17 protein-coding genes are annotated in these 15409 nt (G+C 73.5%); 7 read left to right on the plus strand and 10 right to left on the minus strand.

Translation table 11 applies throughout. The features are described from left to right. The first annotated feature begins 30 nt into the window (after nt 1-30). Nucleotides 31-390 carry a hypothetical protein gene (locus G5C62_RS09290; protein ID WP_241175799.1) on the plus strand — a complete coding sequence of 120 codons (360 nt, stop codon included), beginning with the start codon at nt 31-33 and terminating at the stop codon, nt 388-390. Between the two features lie 26 nt (nt 391-416). Here G5C62_RS09290 and G5C62_RS09295 read toward each other — a convergent pair whose 3' ends face one another. Next, nucleotides 417-620 (minus strand): zinc-ribbon domain-containing protein, encoded by a 204-nt coding sequence (locus tag G5C62_RS09295; RefSeq protein ID WP_164700755.1) that lies wholly within the window; start codon nt 618-620, stop codon nt 417-419. Between the two features lie 211 nt (nt 621-831). Here G5C62_RS09295 and G5C62_RS09300 point away from each other — a divergent pair, with 211 nt between their 5' ends. Next, complete coding sequence (locus tag G5C62_RS09300) at nt 832-2067, plus strand: lycopene cyclase family protein (RefSeq protein WP_164700756.1); 1236 nt, start codon at nt 832-834, stop codon at nt 2065-2067. Here G5C62_RS09300 and G5C62_RS28015 read toward each other — a convergent pair. The 3 genes from G5C62_RS28015 to G5C62_RS09310 form a co-directional block, all read right to left on the minus strand. Continuing rightward, entirely contained in the window at nt 2057-2479 is a 423-nt protein-coding gene (locus G5C62_RS28015) for a hypothetical protein (protein ID WP_241175800.1), read from the minus strand. The two genes, G5C62_RS09300 and G5C62_RS28015, sit on opposite strands and share 11 nt — an antisense overlap. Before the next feature lie 5 nt (nt 2480-2484). Beyond that, nucleotides 2485-3099, minus strand: a complete 615-nt coding sequence (locus G5C62_RS28020) for an NAD-dependent epimerase/dehydratase family protein (RefSeq protein WP_241175801.1) — start codon at nt 3097-3099, stop codon at nt 2485-2487. Nucleotides 3100-3235: 136 nt separating this feature from the next. Continuing rightward, nucleotides 3236-3916 (minus strand): TetR family transcriptional regulator, encoded by a 681-nt coding sequence (locus G5C62_RS09310; RefSeq protein WP_241175802.1) that lies wholly within the window; start codon nt 3914-3916, stop codon nt 3236-3238. Nucleotides 3917-4093: 177 nt separating this feature from the next. On the opposite strand from G5C62_RS09310, the gene G5C62_RS09315 reads away from it, so the two are divergent. Together G5C62_RS09315 and G5C62_RS09320 are read left to right on the plus strand one after the other, a co-directional pair. Continuing rightward, nucleotides 4094-6028, plus strand: coding sequence for a bifunctional sugar phosphate isomerase/epimerase/4-hydroxyphenylpyruvate dioxygenase family protein (locus tag G5C62_RS09315; protein WP_164700757.1), 1935 nt, complete (start codon nt 4094-4096; stop codon nt 6026-6028). Further along, on the plus strand, nt 6025-6819 hold the full coding sequence (locus tag G5C62_RS09320) for a hypothetical protein (protein ID WP_164700758.1): 795 nt from the start codon (nt 6025-6027) through the stop codon (nt 6817-6819). The genes G5C62_RS09315 and G5C62_RS09320 overlap by 4 nt, the downstream gene beginning before the upstream one ends. Before the next feature lie 17 nt (nt 6820-6836). On the opposite strand, the gene aroQ is transcribed toward G5C62_RS09320, so the two are convergent. Genes aroQ through G5C62_RS09350 form a run of 6 tightly spaced genes read right to left on the minus strand, consistent with a single transcriptional unit; the run spans nt 6837 to nt 12144 of the window. Continuing rightward, on the minus strand, nt 6837-7295 hold the full coding sequence (gene aroQ, locus G5C62_RS09325; protein WP_036338530.1) for a type II 3-dehydroquinate dehydratase: 459 nt from the start codon (nt 7293-7295) through the stop codon (nt 6837-6839). Further along, nucleotides 7292-8329: a phosphotriesterase gene (locus G5C62_RS09330; protein WP_206330551.1), complete on the minus strand. Its 1038-nt coding sequence runs from the start codon at nt 8327-8329 to the stop codon at nt 7292-7294. Before G5C62_RS09330 ends, aroQ begins: the two co-directional genes overlap by 4 nt. Beyond that, nucleotides 8326-9357, minus strand: a complete 1032-nt coding sequence (locus G5C62_RS09335; RefSeq protein WP_164700759.1) for a DctP family TRAP transporter solute-binding subunit — start codon at nt 9355-9357, stop codon at nt 8326-8328. Before G5C62_RS09335 ends, G5C62_RS09330 begins: the two co-directional genes overlap by 4 nt. 23 nt (nt 9358-9380) lie before the next feature. Beyond that, nucleotides 9381-10337 (minus strand): shikimate dehydrogenase, encoded by a 957-nt coding sequence (locus G5C62_RS09340; protein ID WP_164700760.1) that lies wholly within the window; start codon nt 10335-10337, stop codon nt 9381-9383. Continuing rightward, complete coding sequence (locus G5C62_RS09345; protein ID WP_164700761.1) at nt 10334-11608, minus strand: TRAP transporter large permease; 1275 nt, start codon at nt 11606-11608, stop codon at nt 10334-10336. Before G5C62_RS09345 ends, G5C62_RS09340 begins: the two co-directional genes overlap by 4 nt. Further along, nucleotides 11605-12144: a TRAP transporter small permease gene (locus G5C62_RS09350; protein WP_164700762.1), complete on the minus strand. Its 540-nt coding sequence runs from the start codon at nt 12142-12144 to the stop codon at nt 11605-11607. The genes G5C62_RS09345 and G5C62_RS09350 overlap by 4 nt, the downstream gene beginning before the upstream one ends. Before the next feature lie 125 nt (nt 12145-12269). Between G5C62_RS09350 and G5C62_RS09355 the strand changes: the two genes are divergently transcribed. The 3 genes from G5C62_RS09355 to G5C62_RS09365 form a co-directional block, all read left to right on the plus strand. Then, a complete protein-coding gene (locus tag G5C62_RS09355) occupies nt 12270-13268 on the plus strand; it encodes a LacI family DNA-binding transcriptional regulator (RefSeq protein ID WP_036338521.1) in 999 nt (332 codons plus the stop codon). A gap of 146 nt (nt 13269-13414) precedes the next feature. Beyond that, nucleotides 13415-14242 (plus strand): PaaX family transcriptional regulator C-terminal domain-containing protein, encoded by an 828-nt coding sequence (locus G5C62_RS09360; RefSeq protein ID WP_164700763.1) that lies wholly within the window; start codon nt 13415-13417, stop codon nt 14240-14242. Between the two features lie 105 nt (nt 14243-14347). Then, the coding region (locus tag G5C62_RS09365; protein WP_164700764.1) for an alpha/beta hydrolase at nt 14348-15409 on the plus strand (1062 nt) is incomplete at its 3' end.

Below are 15409 nucleotides of genomic sequence, written 5' to 3' on the forward strand. Positions count from 1 at the left end.
CCCGCCGACGCCGCAGGAGGATCTGTACCCGTGGTGGACGTCGTCGTCGAGGTGGGTGGCTGGGAACACGAGTGCTGTGGAGAGGCCATCGAGCGGGACCAGCTCGTCGACCTGCAGTGCATCCGGCACAGGGGAGGGGACGGTCAGGAGCGCCTCGTCGAGTCCCCCCACGACTTCCCCGTCGACGAACGGGTCCGGGGACGGGTGGTCGACGTGCAGGTGGTGCACGACGGAGGAGTCGCTCGACCTGTTCTCCGCGTGCCGAGCGGGGGAGCCCTGCGGCGCGTCGACGAGGACGACGACGGCCACCTGGAGGACCCGTGGACCGGTGAGGTGATCACCTCACCGGGCAGGGACTTCTTCGTGACGGTCCGGACGACGGCCCGCTGACAGCTCTTGGCTCCCCGGGGCGTGGCTCAGACCGCGACGGTGGTGCCGCAGATGCCACAGACCTCCATCTGTCGGCGCTTCCACCGGGCGACCGGCACGAAGAACAGCGAGAACTGCTCGTACTGCCTCACCCGAGCCCACTGCGTGGTGTTGTTGCAGTTCGGGCAGGTGCGGGTCTCGCCGGGGCCGAGGTGCTGCCGCTTGGTGCCGAGACCGAAGAGGAAGAACATCACGTCAGCGTAGGGAGCGGCGGACATCTCGGGCGGCGAATGGTCGTGCGCAGCCGAGCCGCGGCGTGCGGCTAGCGTGTCCTCCGACCGAGGAGACGAGGCCACCCGTGACCCGCTGGCTGCCCCGCCGTGCCGTGCACCGTCGTTCCCGACGGGACGCGCATGTCCGGTCCAGCCTGCGCACCTCCTCGCCTGCGCACGTCGAGTGCTCGTGAACTCGGTTTCGCCGGAACGGCGCTGGGACGTGGTCGTCGCCGGCGCCGGACCGGCCGGGCTGTCGGTCGCTGCCGCGTGCGCCGCGCGGGGGCTGGGCGTGGTCGTGGTCGCCCCGCACCTGCGGCCCTGGCACCAGACCTACGGCATGTGGGCCGACGAGCTCGATGCCGTGTCCGCGGCGCTGCTCGGCGACACGGCCCGGACGGAGGAGCCTCCGCCGCTGGGTCGGCGGTACCCGGTCACCGTGGTGCGGACCACCGCCGGGAGCCGGGACATCGGTCGTGCCTACGCCCTTCTCCACAACGACGTCGTGCACGGTCTCCTGCTCGGTCGGCTGCGCGCCGGTGGCGGTGCGACCCGCACGGGGTCGGTCGCCGCCGTCCACCAGGATCCGGGTGGTCAGGTCGTGACGCTCATCGACGGGACCACCCTCACCGGCGGCATCGTCGTCGACGCCCGCGGTGGCGGTCCCGGCAGCGCCCACCAGCGGGCCTGGGGGGAACGGGTCACCGGTGACCTCGGCGGCCTGGTCCCGGACGGGGGTGCACTGCTGATGGACTGGGCGGTGCTGCGCGAGGGGGGAGTCGCACAGCCACCCGCTTTCCTCTACGGGATGGGGCTGGACGACGGCACGACCCTGCTCGAGGCCACCTCCCTGGCCGCCCGCCCGCCAGTGGCGCTGCCGCACCTGCGGGACCGGCTGCGCCGGCTGATCGCCGAGACCGGTCTGCGCATCGCCGACCGTCCGGAACGGGTGGCGATCCCCCTGGACGCTGCCGTCCGACGATCCGTCGGCGTGCCCGTCGGAGCGGCAGCCGGGCTGGTCCACCCGGCGACCGGGTACAGCGTCGCCGCCTCACTGCGGGCGGGCAGCACGATCGCCGACGCCGTGCTGGCCGGGGCCGATGCGGCCGCGGTGCGGGCCCTGGTCCGCAGTGCGCGGCAACGCGCGACCCTCGGCATGCTCGGCCTGGGGCGTGAGGTCCTCCTCGGTCTGGACGAGTCAGAGACCGATGCCTTCTTCCGGGCCTTCTTCAGCCTGCCGGAGCAGGCGTGGGTCGCCTACCTGGACGTCGGGTCCGCGCCGACGTCCATCGCGGCCACGATGCTGCGAGTCGCCAGAGCACTCCCACCGCCGGCCCGTCGCCGCCTGGTCGCCACCGCCGTCCGCGTCTGCCTGCCCCGGCTCCCGTCCCGGCGCGCCACGCCCGCCGGACCCGTCAGGGGATGATGCGCGCCGCGCGGTACCGCTCGACGTAGCGGAAGAAGCTGTCGCGGGAGTCCCGGCTCTCGGTGAAGCCGGCCTTGCGGCTCTTGTTCATGTCGGTCAGCACCTCGATCTCCCGGCCGAGGTCGCTGTCGGTGTGCCACCAGGAGGCGATCCGGCCGAGGTCGGGCTCGACCAGCCCGTGCTCCTCGGCGATCTCGGCCCAGACGCCCTCGGTGCCGGCCATGCTCTCGGTGAGCGGGCGGACCCGTCCCTCGTGTCCCTCCCACTCCACGCCGAAGTGGGCGGCGATCTGCGGCCACAGCCAGCGCCAGCGGAAGACGTCGCCGTTGGCGGTGTTGAAGGCCAGGTCGTGACCCGCCTCGCTGGCGGCGGCCCAGATGATCTGGTCGGCCAGCAGGTCGGCGTCGGTCACGTCGGTCACGCTGTTCCACTGGGTGCTCGACCCGGGGAACACGAACGGCCGGCCCGTCCTCTGCAGATCGCGGCGTACGCCGACAGCGTCAGCACCATGTTCATCGCGTTGCCCACGGCGAAGCCGAACACCGTGTGCGACCGGTGGACGCTCCAGGTGAACCCGGCGCGGACAGCGGCGGCGAACAGCTCGTCCTCCTGCGCGTAGTAGAAGTTCGGCGCGTCCAAGCGGGGCTCGTCCTCGTGGAAGGGCGTGTCCGGCATCTCGCCCTGCGCGTAGGCCTCGAAGGGGCCGAGGTAGTGCTTCAGCCCGGTCATCAGGGCCGCGTGCCGCACCGATCCGGCCGGCTCGAGCGCCTGGAGCACGTTGCGGACGGCGGCGCCGTTGACCGCGATGTTCTCCGCCTCCGTGGCCTGCCGGGTCCAGGCGGTGATGGCGACGAGCTCGGGCGTCAGGCCCGCCAGCGCGGTGGCCAGTCCCGCGGGGTCGGCCAGGTCCGCCTGCACGGGGTGCACGCCCGCGCCGGGGGCCCGACCGCTGCGGGAGAGCCCGTGGACCTCCCACCCCTGGGCGGTCAGTCGCTCGGCGAGGTTCTGGCCGACGATCCCCGTGGCGCCCACGACGAGCGCCTGTCGCGGTCGGGCTGTTGCAGTCACGTGTTCGGTGTCCCCTGTCGGTCGTGCACGCGTCGGACGGCCCGGCGAGTGGCCGCCTGGGCCGTGCACGTGTCCCGCCGAGCGTCGCACCGCCCGGGGCTCAGCGCGTGGTGAGGTGGGCGACGACGAGGTCGCCGAGCAGCTTCCGCTGGTGGGCGCGGGTCGCCGGGTCGAGCATGTCGCGGTCGAAGATGGCCCGGAAGGTGTGCCGGTTGGCGGTCCGGAACACGCAGAACGCGCTGATCACCTGGTGCACGTCCAGCGCGTCGACGTCGTCCCGGAACAGCCCGTCGTCCCGGCCGCGCTGCAGGATGGCGCCCAGCACGTCGACCGCCGGGGCGGCCAGGCCGGCCAGCGCCGGGGAGCCGGCCAGGTGCTCGGCCCGGTGGATGTTCTCGATGCTCACCAACCGGATGAACTCCGGGTGCGCCTCGTGGTGGTCGAAGGTGAGCTCGGCCAGCTCGCGGAGCGCCGCCACCGGCTCGAGGTGCTCGACGTCCACCTGCTGCTCCAGCGCGCGGATCCGGCCGTAGGCCTGCTCCAGCACCGCGACGTAGAGCTGCTCCTTGCCGCCGAAGTAGTAGTAGATCATCCGCTTGGTGGTGCTCAGCTTGTCGGCGATCTCGTTGACCCGGGCCCCGGCGTACCCGCGGTCGGCGAACTCCGCGGTGGCCACGGCGAGGATCTCCGCCCGGGTCCGGTCGGCGTCCCGGGTGCGTTCCGCCGGGCGCACCGCGGCGGTGTCGGTGCCGAGCTCGCTGTCCGGGCGGGGCGCGGTCACGGTCTCCTCCTGCGTGGGCGGGCGTCCGGCGGAGCCTATGCACACCCCGCGCCGAGGGGGTGCGGCGACCGGGGGCAGCACCCCGGAGGCCGGGCTCCCGCGGGGGACTGGCGCACCGGCGTCCGATGTGGTCGGGTGTCGGTAACTCACCGCTTGGTACATACGAGAGCAGGGTCCATGCCGCCAGCCCGTCCCGCAGACGGCACCGCGCCCTCCGCGCGGCCGCGCCGGGGGATCGCCACGGTCTGCCTGTCCGGGACCCTGGAGGACAAGCTCGGTGCGGCCGCGGCCGCGGGCTTCGACGGCATCGAGGTGTTCGAGCCCGACCTGATCGCCTCCCCGTGGTCGCCGGCCGAACTGGCCACCCGCTGCGCCGACCTCGGCCTGTCGATCGACCTGTACCAGCCCTTCCGGGACCTCGACTCGACCGATCCCGCGCGGTTCGCCGCCAACCTGCGGCGCGCCGAGCGGAAGTTCGACGTGATGGGCGCGCTCGGCGTGGACACCGTGCTGGTCTGCTCCTCGGTCGCGCCCGACGCCGTCGCCGACGTCGACCAGCTCGCCGAGCAGCTGTCGACCGCCGCTGCCCGGGCCGAGCTGCGCGGCCTGCGGATCGCCTACGAGGCGCTCGCCTGGGGCCGGCACGTCTCGACCTGGGACGCCTCCTGGGACGCCGTCCGCCGGGCCGACGCCGCTGCGCTCGGGCTGTGCCTGGACAGCTTCCACGTGCTCTCCCGCGGCGGGGACCCGAGCGGCTTCGCCGCGGTGCCGGGGGAGAAGGTCTTCTTCCTCCAACTGGCCGACGCCCCGCAGCTGACCATGGACGTGCTGCAGTGGAGCCGGCACCACCGGCTCTTCCCCGGGCAGGGCGCCTTCGACCTGCCCGGCTTCCTCGGCGCCGTGCTCGCGACCGGTTACCGCGGGCCGCTGTCGCTGGAGGTGTTCAACGACGTGTACCGCCAGTCCGACCCGGCCCGGACCGCCGTCGACGCCATGCGCTCGCTGCAGTGGCTGGAGGAGGCGCTCGCGCTGGTCGACCCCGCTGCGGGTCTCCGTCCACCGCCGGCCGCACCGGAGCTCTCCGGCTGGTCGTTCACCGAGCTGGCCGTCGACGGGGTCTCCGGGCCGCAGGTCGGGGAGGCGCTGACCGCCCTCGGGTTCACCCACGCCGGTCAGCACCGGTCCAAGCCGGTCCAGCTCTGGGAGCAGGGGGCGGCGCGGGTGCTGCTCAACGCCTCCGTCGTCCGGCCCGGTGCGCCCGGGGAGGCCGCGGTCTCCGCGCTGGGGCTGGAGAGCAGCGACCCGGGGCGCTCGGCCGTGCGTGCCGAGGCGATGAGCGCGCCGGTGCTGCCGCGGACGCGTGGCGCGGCCGAGGCCGAGCTGTCCGCGGTCGCCGCGCCCGACGGCACCGAGGTGTTCTTCACCCGCACCGGGCCCGACGGGTGGCCGGCCGACTTCCTGCCCACCGGCGCCCCGGCTGCGCCGGGCGCCGGCCTCACCGGCATCGACCACGTCGCCCTCACCCAGCCCTTCGACGCCTTCGACGAGGCCGGGCTGTTCTACCGGGCGGTGCTCGGCCTGGAGCCGCAGCAGGTCACCGAGCTGGCGGCGCCCTTCGGGCTGGTGCGCACCCGGGCGGTGACCGGGCCCGACCGGGCGGTGCGGCTGACCCTCTCCGCCTCCTCGCTGCGCCGCGGCGGCTGGGCTCCCCGGGTCCCCGAACCCCAGTACCTCGCCTTCGCCACCGACGACGTCGTGGCGACGGCGGAGCGGCTGCGGGCCGCCGGCGCCCCGCTGCTGCGGCTGCCGGAGAACTACGCCGACGACCTCGATGCCCGCTTCGACCTCCCGGCCGACCTGCTGGCGGCCGTCCGCGAGCACGGCCTGATGTACGAGGAGGACGCACAGGGCGCCTGCCTGCACCTGGCCACCGAGGTGCTCGGCGACCGGCTCTTCGTGATGGTCGTGCAGCGGCTGGGCGGCTACGACGGGTACGGGAACGCTGATGCGCCGGTCCGGATGACCGCCCACCGCCGTCAGCGGCGCGCGCCGGCGGTGTCGGCGGTGCCGCCGGTCGGCTCCGCCAGGATCGAGAGGACGGACGTGTCGTGAACCGGTTGGCCGTGCACCAGTCCGTGGTGCACCCGCGCAGTCCCGTCGAGCTCACCGAACTGCTGGCCGGCACCGGCTGGGACTCGATCGGCCTGCACGTCGGCGCCGTGGCCGAGGTGGAGCCCTGGTGGTCCGGCGGGGCGGGCGAGCGGAACCTGCAGCGGCTCGTCGACGAGCTGCTCGAGACCCGGGTGACGGTGCTCGACGTCGGCCGGGTCCAGCTCGGCGGCAGCCTGCCCGACGACCACGTGCACGCCACCCACGGCCGGGTGCTGGACCTGGGCGCCCGGTTCGGGGCCCGCCACGTGACGGCCAGGTTCGGCCCGGACGCGGCCGCCGAGCAGGCTCTCGCCGAGCAGGTCGACGTCTTCGGCCGGCTGGTCGAGCAGGCCCGCCCGTACCGGCTCCTGCCGCTGCTCGCGCCGCTGCCGGTCGACCGCCCGGACCTGCTCGCCGGTGCGGCGGCCGTCGTGCGTCCCAGCGGTGGCGGCGTCGTCCTGGACGTGCCGGTGGACAGCTGCAGCCCGGCCGAGGTCGAGGCGGCCGTCGACGTGCTCGGTGAGTCCCTCGGCTACGTCCGGCTCAGCGCTCGGCAGGTCGAACGGGCCGGTGCGGCCACCGCCGGGCTGCTCGCCACGCTCCCGCCGCACGTCCCCGTCGCGCTCGGCGGCGACGACTCCGTCGGCGTGCTCACCGACGACCCCACCACCCGGCTGCACCGGCTGCACGGCCTGGTCGACGAGATGCTCGAACACCCCCGGGCGCGCGCCCGCCGGCTGGCCGCCGGCTGACCCCCCGGGGTCCCCGGTCAGCGCGGCTGTCGGGCCAGCTCGGCGAGGCCGGTCAGCGCCAGGGGGTAGCCGAGGACGCCGAGCCCGACGACGACGCCCCGGGCCACCGGTGAGATGTGGGAGTGGTGCCGGAACGGCTCGCGGGCGTGCACGTTCGAGATGTGCACCTCGACCACCGGCAGCTCCGCCCCCTCGATCGCGTCCCGCAGGGCGATGGAGGTGTGCGCGTGCGCGCCCGGGTTGTAGACGGCCCCGATCGCCAGGCCGTCCCGGACGCGCCGGCCCCACTCGTGCACCCAGTCGATGAGCTGCCCCTCGTGGTTGGACTGCCGGAACTCCACGTCCAGCCCCAGCTCGGCCGCCCGCACCCGGCACAGCTGCTCGACGTCGGCCAGCGTCGCCGAGCCGTACACCTCCGGCTTCCGGGTGCCGAGCAGGTCCAGGTTCGGTCCGTTCAGCACGAGCACCGAGCTCATGACGTCCTCCTCGGGTGCGGCGTGAGCAGTCGAGCCGGGTTGACCACCGTCATCTGATGGAGTTCGTCCTCGGTGGCCCCGCCGGCGAGCAGCATCGGGACCACCCGGGTCGGGAGGTTCTCGAAGCGCCAGTGCGGTGCGTGGGCGGCGCGCCACGACGGCGGTGTGACGCGGCTGAAGCAGGCCGCGTCGTGCGAGAGCACCATCCGGTCGGCGTACCCGAGCCGGAGCAGCGCCAGCACGGTGGCGACCCGGCGCTCGTCGGGCAGGACGTGCTCCATGCCGAACCTGTCCATGCCGATGGTCGAGCCGGCGTCCATGAGCACCCGGAGGTAGGTCAGGTCCTCGGTGTCCCCGGAGTGGCCGATGACCACGCGGTCGAGCGGCACGCCGCGCTTCTGCAGAAACGCCTGCTGGTCCAGCCCGTTGCGCAGCGCCGGCCGGCTGTGCGTGGTGATCGGGACGCCGGTCTGCTGGGCGGCCACCGCGGCGGCGGTCATCACCCGGGCGACGTCCTCGGTGATGCCCTCCTCGTCGGTGACGACCTTGAGCATCCCGGCCCGCACAGCGGTGCCGGCGATGCCCTCCTCGATGTCGTGCAGGAAGAACTCGATGAGCGGGTCGGGGCCGTCGACCAGCAGCCCCGGCCCGTGGGTGCGGAAGAAGGGCGGCAGCACGTTGGCGGTGTAGTAGCCGGTCGAGGCGATCAGGTGCACCGGGGCGCGTTCGGCCACGGGCACCAGCCGGGCGACGTCCCGGCCGAGGCCCAGCACGGTCAGGTCGACCACCGTGCGGACGCCGAGGTCGCGCAGCCGGGTCAGAGCGGTGACGGCCCGGTCGACGGCGGTGTCCGGCTCCCACTCCGGGTGCGGGTGGTTGAGGTCCAGCTCCGGGCTGCCGACGAAGACGTGCTCGTGCACCAGGGTCGTCCCGAGCTGGTCGGGGTGCACCGGGCCTCGGAAGGTCTGCACCACCGCCCCGGGGCGCTCCTGTGCGGAGTCGCCCCGGGGGTCGGTGCGGAGAGGGTCGGTCACTCGGCCGAGTCGCGGATGGCCTCGTAGACGCTGAGCTGCTCCTCGCTCAGGTTGGCCCGCAGGTACTCCTCGGCCTGGCTGCGGAAGGCGTCGACGTCGACGTCCTCCACGACCTCGAACTCGCCGCCGGAGGTCCACTCGTCGAGGACCTGCTGCTCGTCCTCCGCGACGCACTCGGGCACCTGCTCGACGGCTGCCGCGACCGCGGCGTCGAGCGCCTCCCGCTGCTCGTCGGACAGCTCCTCGACCCCCGGGCCGGCGATGACCAGGTTCGAGTTCTCCTGGTGGGCGGACAGGCTCAGGTAGTCCTGCACCTCGCCGAGGTTCTGGGCGTCGATGTTGACGATCGGGTTCTCCTGACCGTCGACGATGCCCTGCTGCAGAGCCAGGTACAGCTCCTCGTAGGCCACCTCGGTCGGGTCCGCACCCAGGGCGCGGGCGTTCATCAGGTACTGCGGCGAGTTGGGGAACCGCATCCGCAGGCCGTCCAGGTCGGCGGGCTCCCGGATCGGCTGGCCGGCGGTGAAGTGCCGGGCGCCGGCGGACCAGGCACCGAGCACGCTGGCGCCGGTGGAGTCGGCGAACCCCTGGGTCAGCTCGTCGGAGGCGTCGCTGCCGAAGAACCGGGCGAGGTGCTCGCCGTCCTCGAAGGCGTAGGCCGCGTCGACGACGCTCATCGGCTCGTAGACCGCCCCGAGCGCCGAGGCGCCCTGGATGTCGAGGTCGATGTCACCGGAGATCACCGACTGGATGCGGTCGGCGTCACCACCGAGCTGACTGCTCGGGAAGAGCTCCACGGTCACACCGACGTCGGCGGCCTCGACCTCGTCGGCGATGACCTGCGCACCGCACCGGTGCTGCGGCTGCGCCTCGGTGTAGCTGTGCGCGAGGGTCAGCTCCACCTCGCCGCCGCCACCGCCGGCGTCCCCGCCGCCGGCGTCGTCGCCGCCACAGGCGGTGGCGAGCAGGAGCGGGAGCAGGGCGGAGGCCGCGAGGAACGGGCGCTTGGGGAGGGGACGGTTGGGCATGGTCTTTCCCTTCGTTGGGATTCTCAGTGCTCGGTCGGGCGGGTCTGGTCGAGCGGTCGTGCGGGGTCGGGCGTCGGGGCGTCGCCGTCGATCTCGGCGGCGACGAGCTGGTCGAAGTCGGCGAACATGGCCGGTCGGGTCGCGGCACGGCCGAGGAACAGCTCGAAGGAGTCGGCCGCCTGGTTGACGGCCATCCCGGCTCCGGTCATCACCCGGCACCCGCGGGCGGTCGCCTCCCGCACGAGCTGGGTCAGCAGCGGGCGGTAGACGATGTCGGCGACCCAGAGGTCGGCGCGCAGCAGGTCGACGGGCACCGGGGTGCCGGGGTGGGCCGCCATCCCCATCGGGGTGGCGTTGACCAGACCCGAGGCGTCGGCGAGCAGGCCCGGCAGCTCCTCCGGCGGGAAGACCGCCGCCGGCACCCGGCTGCCGGCTGCCGCCAGCGCGCCGATCAGCTGCTCGGCGCGTACCGCGTCGCGGTCCACCACCGACAGCTGCTCGACGCCCTGGCTGACGAGGGCGTGCGCGACGGCGCCCCCCGCACCGCCCGCACCGATCAGGACGACCCGATCGAGCGGGACCCCGGGCAGCCCGGCCTGCAGGGCGGCGCCGAAGCCGGTCACGTCGGTGTTGTGACCCCGGGTGCGACCGTCCTCGATCACGATCGTGTTGATCGCACCGATGGCGGCGGCCTCCGGAGCCAGCTCGTCGACCAGCGGGGCCATCACCTGCTTGACCGGGTGGGTGACGTTGAGCCCGTCGAAGCCGAGCTCGACCGCGGCGCGCAAGAGGGCCCGCAGGCGGTCCGGCTGCAGGGCGTCGTCCGGCAGCTCGACGGTCTTGTAGGTGTAGCGCAGGCCCTGGCGTGCGCCCTCCCGTTCGTGCAGCTCGGGGGAGAGCGACGGCCCGATGCCCTGACCGAGGAGCCCGGCGAGGAAGGACCGACGGGGAGCGGGGCTGGGTGGCGGGGAGCCGGTCACAGGCCCAGCACCCCCGGCAGCCAGAGGACCGCGTCGGGGAAGGCGATGATCAGGCCCAGGATGACCAGGAGCGGGATGATGAACGGCAGGCACCCGCGGAAGACCTCGCTGACCTTCGTCTCGGCCACCGAGCTGAGCACGTAGAGCACGGTGCCGACCGGCGGGGTGAGCAGCCCGATCATCAGCGCGACGATCATCAGCACGCCGAGCACGATCGGGTCGACGCCGAAGCTCGCGCTGATCGGCAGCAGGATCGGCACCACCAGCACCAGGACGGCGGTCGGGTCCACCACCGTGCCCAGGATGAGCATGAGGACGGCGGTCATCAGCAGGAAGACCGTGGCGTTCTCGGTGAACCCGAAGACGTTCTCGGCCAGCAGTTGGGGGACCCGCTCGCGGGCCAGGATGTAGCCGAGCAGCGACGCGGAGGAGACGATCAGCATGATCGCCCCGGTCGTCGTCACGGTCTCGGTGAGCACCTTGGGCAGTTCCCGGACCTTCAGGCTCCGGTAGGCCAGGCAGAGCAGCAGCATGTAGGCGACGCCGACGGCGGCGGCCTCGGTGGGCGTGAAGAAGCCGCCCAGGATGCCGCCCAGGATGATCACCGGGGCGAGGATCGGGCCGATCACCCGTCGTCCGGTGACGACCAGCTGGCGCATCGAGAAGTCGGTCCGGATGATGTCCGGCTGCTTCCGCACGAGGAAGAACACGACGACGCACAGGCCGAAGGCCATCAGCAGCGCCGGCACGACCGAGGCGGCGAACAGCCCACCGGTCGAGACCGCCGCCAGCCCGGCGAAGATGACCGCGGGGATGCTCGGCGGCATCACCGGGGCGATCAGCGAGGCCGCGCCGGTGACGCCCAACCCGAAGCGGAGCGGGTAGCCGTTGCGCACCATGGCCGGGATCTGGATCTTGCCGAGGGCAGCGGCGTCGGCCACCGCCGAACCGCTCATCCAGGAGAAGCCGAGGCTCACGCCGACGCTCACGTACCCCAGGCCACCGCGCACCCGGCCCAGCAGCGCCAGGGCGAAGTCGAACAGCCGGTCGGCGATGCCGCCCCGGTTGGCGATGACGCCGAGCAGGATGAACAGCGGCACGGCCAGCAGCGGGAAGCTCGCCGTCGCGTTGACGATCAGCCGGAGGCTGAGGCCGAGCGACTGCCCGGTGAGCAGCATGTAGGCCAGCGAGGGGCCCAGGAAGGCGAACGCCACCGGGACCCGGATGAAGAGCAGGACGACGATCGCGATGGTCAGCAGCAGGAGGCTCATGCCGGCCGCACCTCCGTCGTCCCGACCGGAGCCGGCACACCGCGGACGGCGAAGACCACCGCGGCCACGGCGCCCCGGATGGCGGTGCTGAGGAAGCCGAGGAAGGGGAAGAGGTAAAGGAAGGTCAGCGGCATGCGCAGGGACGGCGACTTGAGCTGCCCCTGCGAGGACATCAGCTCCCACGCCTCCGCCGCGAAGCCGGCGCCGATGACGGCGACGATCGCACTGGCCAGGACCCGCACGAACCGGACGACCTTCGGGTTCTTCACGTTGTCGACCAGCTGCAGCGCGATGTGGGAGTCGGTGGTGACGAGCACCCCGGCCACCGTGAACGTGACCCACACCAGGCAGAACCGCGCCAGCTCGCCGGTCCACGACCAGCCGCTGACCGGCAGGTAGCGCTGGGCGGCCTGCACGAGCACGAGCAGGAACAGCACCGCCAGCGCCGTCGCGGCCAGCCCGAGCTCCACCTTCGTGATCACCGAGATCCACGCCGGTCTGCGCCGGGCGGTGGTCCCGCCGTGAGCTCCGGTCATCGCCAACCTCTCTCCGCCTCTGTGCTGCCCGTCACAGCACCGGGGGACCGTACGAAGCGGGCGCAGCACACGGCAAACGGTTGCCACCGGTTGCCAAGCTCTCGTAACCTGACCGTGATGTGCAGATGAAGAGCTCGACGATCTACGACGTCGCCCAGGCCGCCGGCGTCGCGACCTCCACGGTGTCGCGGGCCTTCAGCAACCCCGACCGGGTCGGGGCGGTGACCCGGGAGCACGTCCTCGAGGTGGCCCGCCGGCTGGGTTACCAGCCCAACCCGCACGCCCGGGCGCTGGTGTCCCGCCGGACCCGGACCGTGGCGATGGTGGTCTCGGACATCACCAACCCGCACTTCTTCGAGCTCATCCGGGGCGCGGAGATGCGGGCCAAGGCCTCCGGCTACACGCTCGTGCTGGTCAACGCGGAGGAGTCGCCGCGGATCGAGCTGGAGCAGATCCACCGGCTGACCCGGTCGGTCGACGGCTTCCTGCTCGCCGCCAGCCGTCAGCCGGAGGAGGACCTGGTGCAGCTGGCGGCCGGCCACCGGGTGGTCGTGGTCAACCGCCGGGTGCCCGGTCTGGCCAGCGTCGTCCTGGAGCACGCCGAGGGGTGCCGGCAGATGGTCGGCCACCTGGCGTCCCTCGGGCACAGCTCGGTCGTCTACCTCGCCGGCCCGCGCAGCTCCTGGATGGCGGCGAGCCGCTGGGCGGCCATCCGCGGAGCCGCGGCGGAGCTGGGTCTGCGCGCGCAGCGGATGGGCCCCTTCGCCCCCACCGTGGCGAGCGGGGGCGCGGCTGCCGATGCAGCGCTGACCACCGGCGCGACCGCGGCCATCGCGCACAACGACCTGTTGGCCATCGGGGTGCTGCGGCGGCTGGCCGACCGGGGTGTCCAGGTGCCGGCGGACGTGAGCGTGGCCGGGTTCGACGACATCTTCGCCGCCGACCTGTGCACGCCGACCCTGACCACGCTCGGCGGTGCGCACGCCGACGTCGGGCGGGCGGCGGTGGAGATCCTGCTGAACTCGATGGAGCAGCCCCGGGACCACGCCCCGGAACTGGTGGTGCCCTCCGAGCTCATCCTGCGCAGGTCCACCGGCGTCCCTGGTCGTCCTCCCGGCCAGTGACCGGCCGGACCGACCGGCTCCCGACCAGGACATCGGGTCCTCCCGGGCCGGCCGGACCCCGCGCAGGCACGAGGGCGAACCCCCGCGGCCGCCCCTGAGCCGACCTGGCAGTGTGGGCGCGCCGTGGACCGGGTGCAGGAGGGCAGATGACAGACCGCGCAGCCGAGGTGCGCTTCAAGCCGCAGGACCTCCTGCTGGCACTGGGGGGCGCGCTCATCCTCGACACCTACGAGGACCCCCTGCCCACCCGGGTCTTCCTCGACGTGCTCGGGTCCCTGGGCGTCAGCGGCGACGCCACCCGATCGGTGCTGACCCGGCTCACCGAGCGCGGTCTGCTGACCCGCCACCAGGACGGGAGGGTGGCCAGCTACGGCCTCACCGACACCTCGCGGAGGCTCCTGCGGGATGGGCGGGAGCGGGTGCGGGCGGCCGAACCGTTCCACCAGGTGAGCAGCGACTGGACGCTGCTCAGCTTCTCCCTGCCGGAGACGCGGCGGGACGTCCGGAACCGGCTGCGGTCGCGGCTGACCTGGGCCGGCTTCGGCTGCCTGCGCGACGGGCTGTGGGTGGCGCCGGGCCGCGTCGACCTAGACCGGGTCGTCGCCGTGGGCGCCGAGGTGGATGAGCTGCAGGTCGACGGGTTCCTCGCCTCGCCCGCCCCTGGCACGGACGTCGCCCGCTACGTCCGGCGGGCCTGGGACGTCGACGCGCTGCGCTGGGAGCACGAGGAGTTCCTTCGCCGGTGGGAGCGGCCCGCTCCGCGGGAGAGCGATCCGCTGGCCATGTTCGTCCTCCTCGGTGCCCACTGGATCCGTCTGCTGCGGGTCGACCCGGTGCTGCCCGAGCGGTACCTGGGCGAGGACTGGCCCGGCCGCCGGTCGGCGGCTGTGTACCGCAGCGCCTCCGAGGCCCTGGAAGCGCGGGCGGGAACAGCCTTCGCCGCGCTCGTGGAGGACGCACGCGCCAGGCGATGACCGGGCGAGTGGCGTGGCTCACGAAAAAGCTCGGTGATTCGTTGACGCTCGTCAAGGGCGGGCCTAGCGTCTCCGGCATCCCGAGTCCCGACCGTGAGGATCCTGATGTCCCCTCGATCCGTCGTCCCTGGCCTCGCCTGCGCCCTGGCCCTCTCGTTCGCCGCCGCCTCACCCGCCGCTGCCGCAGAGCCCCCGGGCCCGCGGCACGTCGAGGGAACGGTCGACGACGGCGCCACCGCGTGGGTCGCCGATGTCCCGGCCGACTGGAACGGGACCGTGCTCCTGTACAGCCACGGCTACCGGCCCAGCTTCGCCCCCATCCCGCACACCGCCCAGAACGCCCCGGACGACGCGACCCGGCAGGCCCTCCTGGACCGGGGGTACGCCCTGGTCGGCTCCTCCTACGAGCGCAGCGGCTGGACGCTGGACACCGCCGCCGAGGACCAGCTGCAGACGCTGGAGGCGTTCGCCGCGGCCGTCGGTGACCCGTCGCGGGTGCTCGCCGTCGGGACCTCCATGGGCGGCCTGGTGACCGGCCAGCTGGCCGAGCTCCCGGGCACCCCGGTCGACGGTGCGCTGCCGACCTGCGGGCTCATGCACGGCGGGGTCGACCTGCTGAACTACCAGCTCGACGGGGCCCATGCGATCGCCCAGTTGCTCGTGCCACCGGGCACCGACGTGCGCCTGGCCGACTACGAGGGCGACCTCGCCGCCGTCAACGCGGCGGCGAGCACCCTCACCGACGCCGTCGTGGCCGCGCAGGACGATCCCGCGGGCAGGGCGCGGATCGCGCTCGCCGCCGCGCTGTACCACCTGCCGCGCTGGGCCCCGGGTGAGGCCGAGCCCGGTCCCCGGGACCACCAGGCGCAGGTCGACGCACAGGTCGCCCAGTTCACGTCCGCACTCGGCTTCACCTACCCGGCGCGGGTCGACATCGAGAACACGGTGGGCGGCAACCCGTCCTGGAACGCAGGCGTCGACTACCGCACATTGCTGGAGCACGCCGACGAGCGGGCGCAGGTGGAGGCCCTGTACCGGACGGCCGGCCTGGATCTCGACGCCGACCTCGACCGGCTGACCGCGACGGCGTCGGTGACGCCCGACGAGGACGCGCTGCAGACCGCCCGCGCCACCTCCGAGCTCACCGGGGAGCTGCAGGTCCCGGTC

The organism is Modestobacter sp. KNN46-3, from assembly GCF_011039295.1.

What these genes read in the sequence shown, in the direction of transcription:
- G5C62_RS09295 (WP_164700755.1), bottom strand. Translation starts at nt 620, where the DNA reads ATGTTCTTCCTCTTCGGTCTCGGCACCAAGCGGCAGCACCTCGGCCCC.
- G5C62_RS09315 (WP_164700757.1), top strand. Translation starts at nt 4,094, where the DNA reads ATGCCGCCAGCCCGTCCCGCAGACGGCACCGCGCCCTCCGCGCGGCCG.
- aroQ (WP_036338530.1), bottom strand. Translation starts at nt 7,295, where the DNA reads ATGAGCTCGGTGCTCGTGCTGAACGGACCGAACCTGGACCTGCTCGGC.
- G5C62_RS09335 (WP_164700759.1), bottom strand. Translation starts at nt 9,357, where the DNA reads ATGCCCAACCGTCCCCTCCCCAAGCGCCCGTTCCTCGCGGCCTCCGCC.
- G5C62_RS09345 (WP_164700761.1), bottom strand. Translation starts at nt 11,608, where the DNA reads ATGAGCCTCCTGCTGCTGACCATCGCGATCGTCGTCCTGCTCTTCATC.
- G5C62_RS09350 (WP_164700762.1), bottom strand. Translation starts at nt 12,144, where the DNA reads ATGACCGGAGCTCACGGCGGGACCACCGCCCGGCGCAGACCGGCGTGG.
- G5C62_RS09355 (WP_036338521.1), top strand. Translation starts at nt 12,270, where the DNA reads ATGAAGAGCTCGACGATCTACGACGTCGCCCAGGCCGCCGGCGTCGCG.
- G5C62_RS09360 (WP_164700763.1), top strand. Translation starts at nt 13,415, where the DNA reads ATGACAGACCGCGCAGCCGAGGTGCGCTTCAAGCCGCAGGACCTCCTG.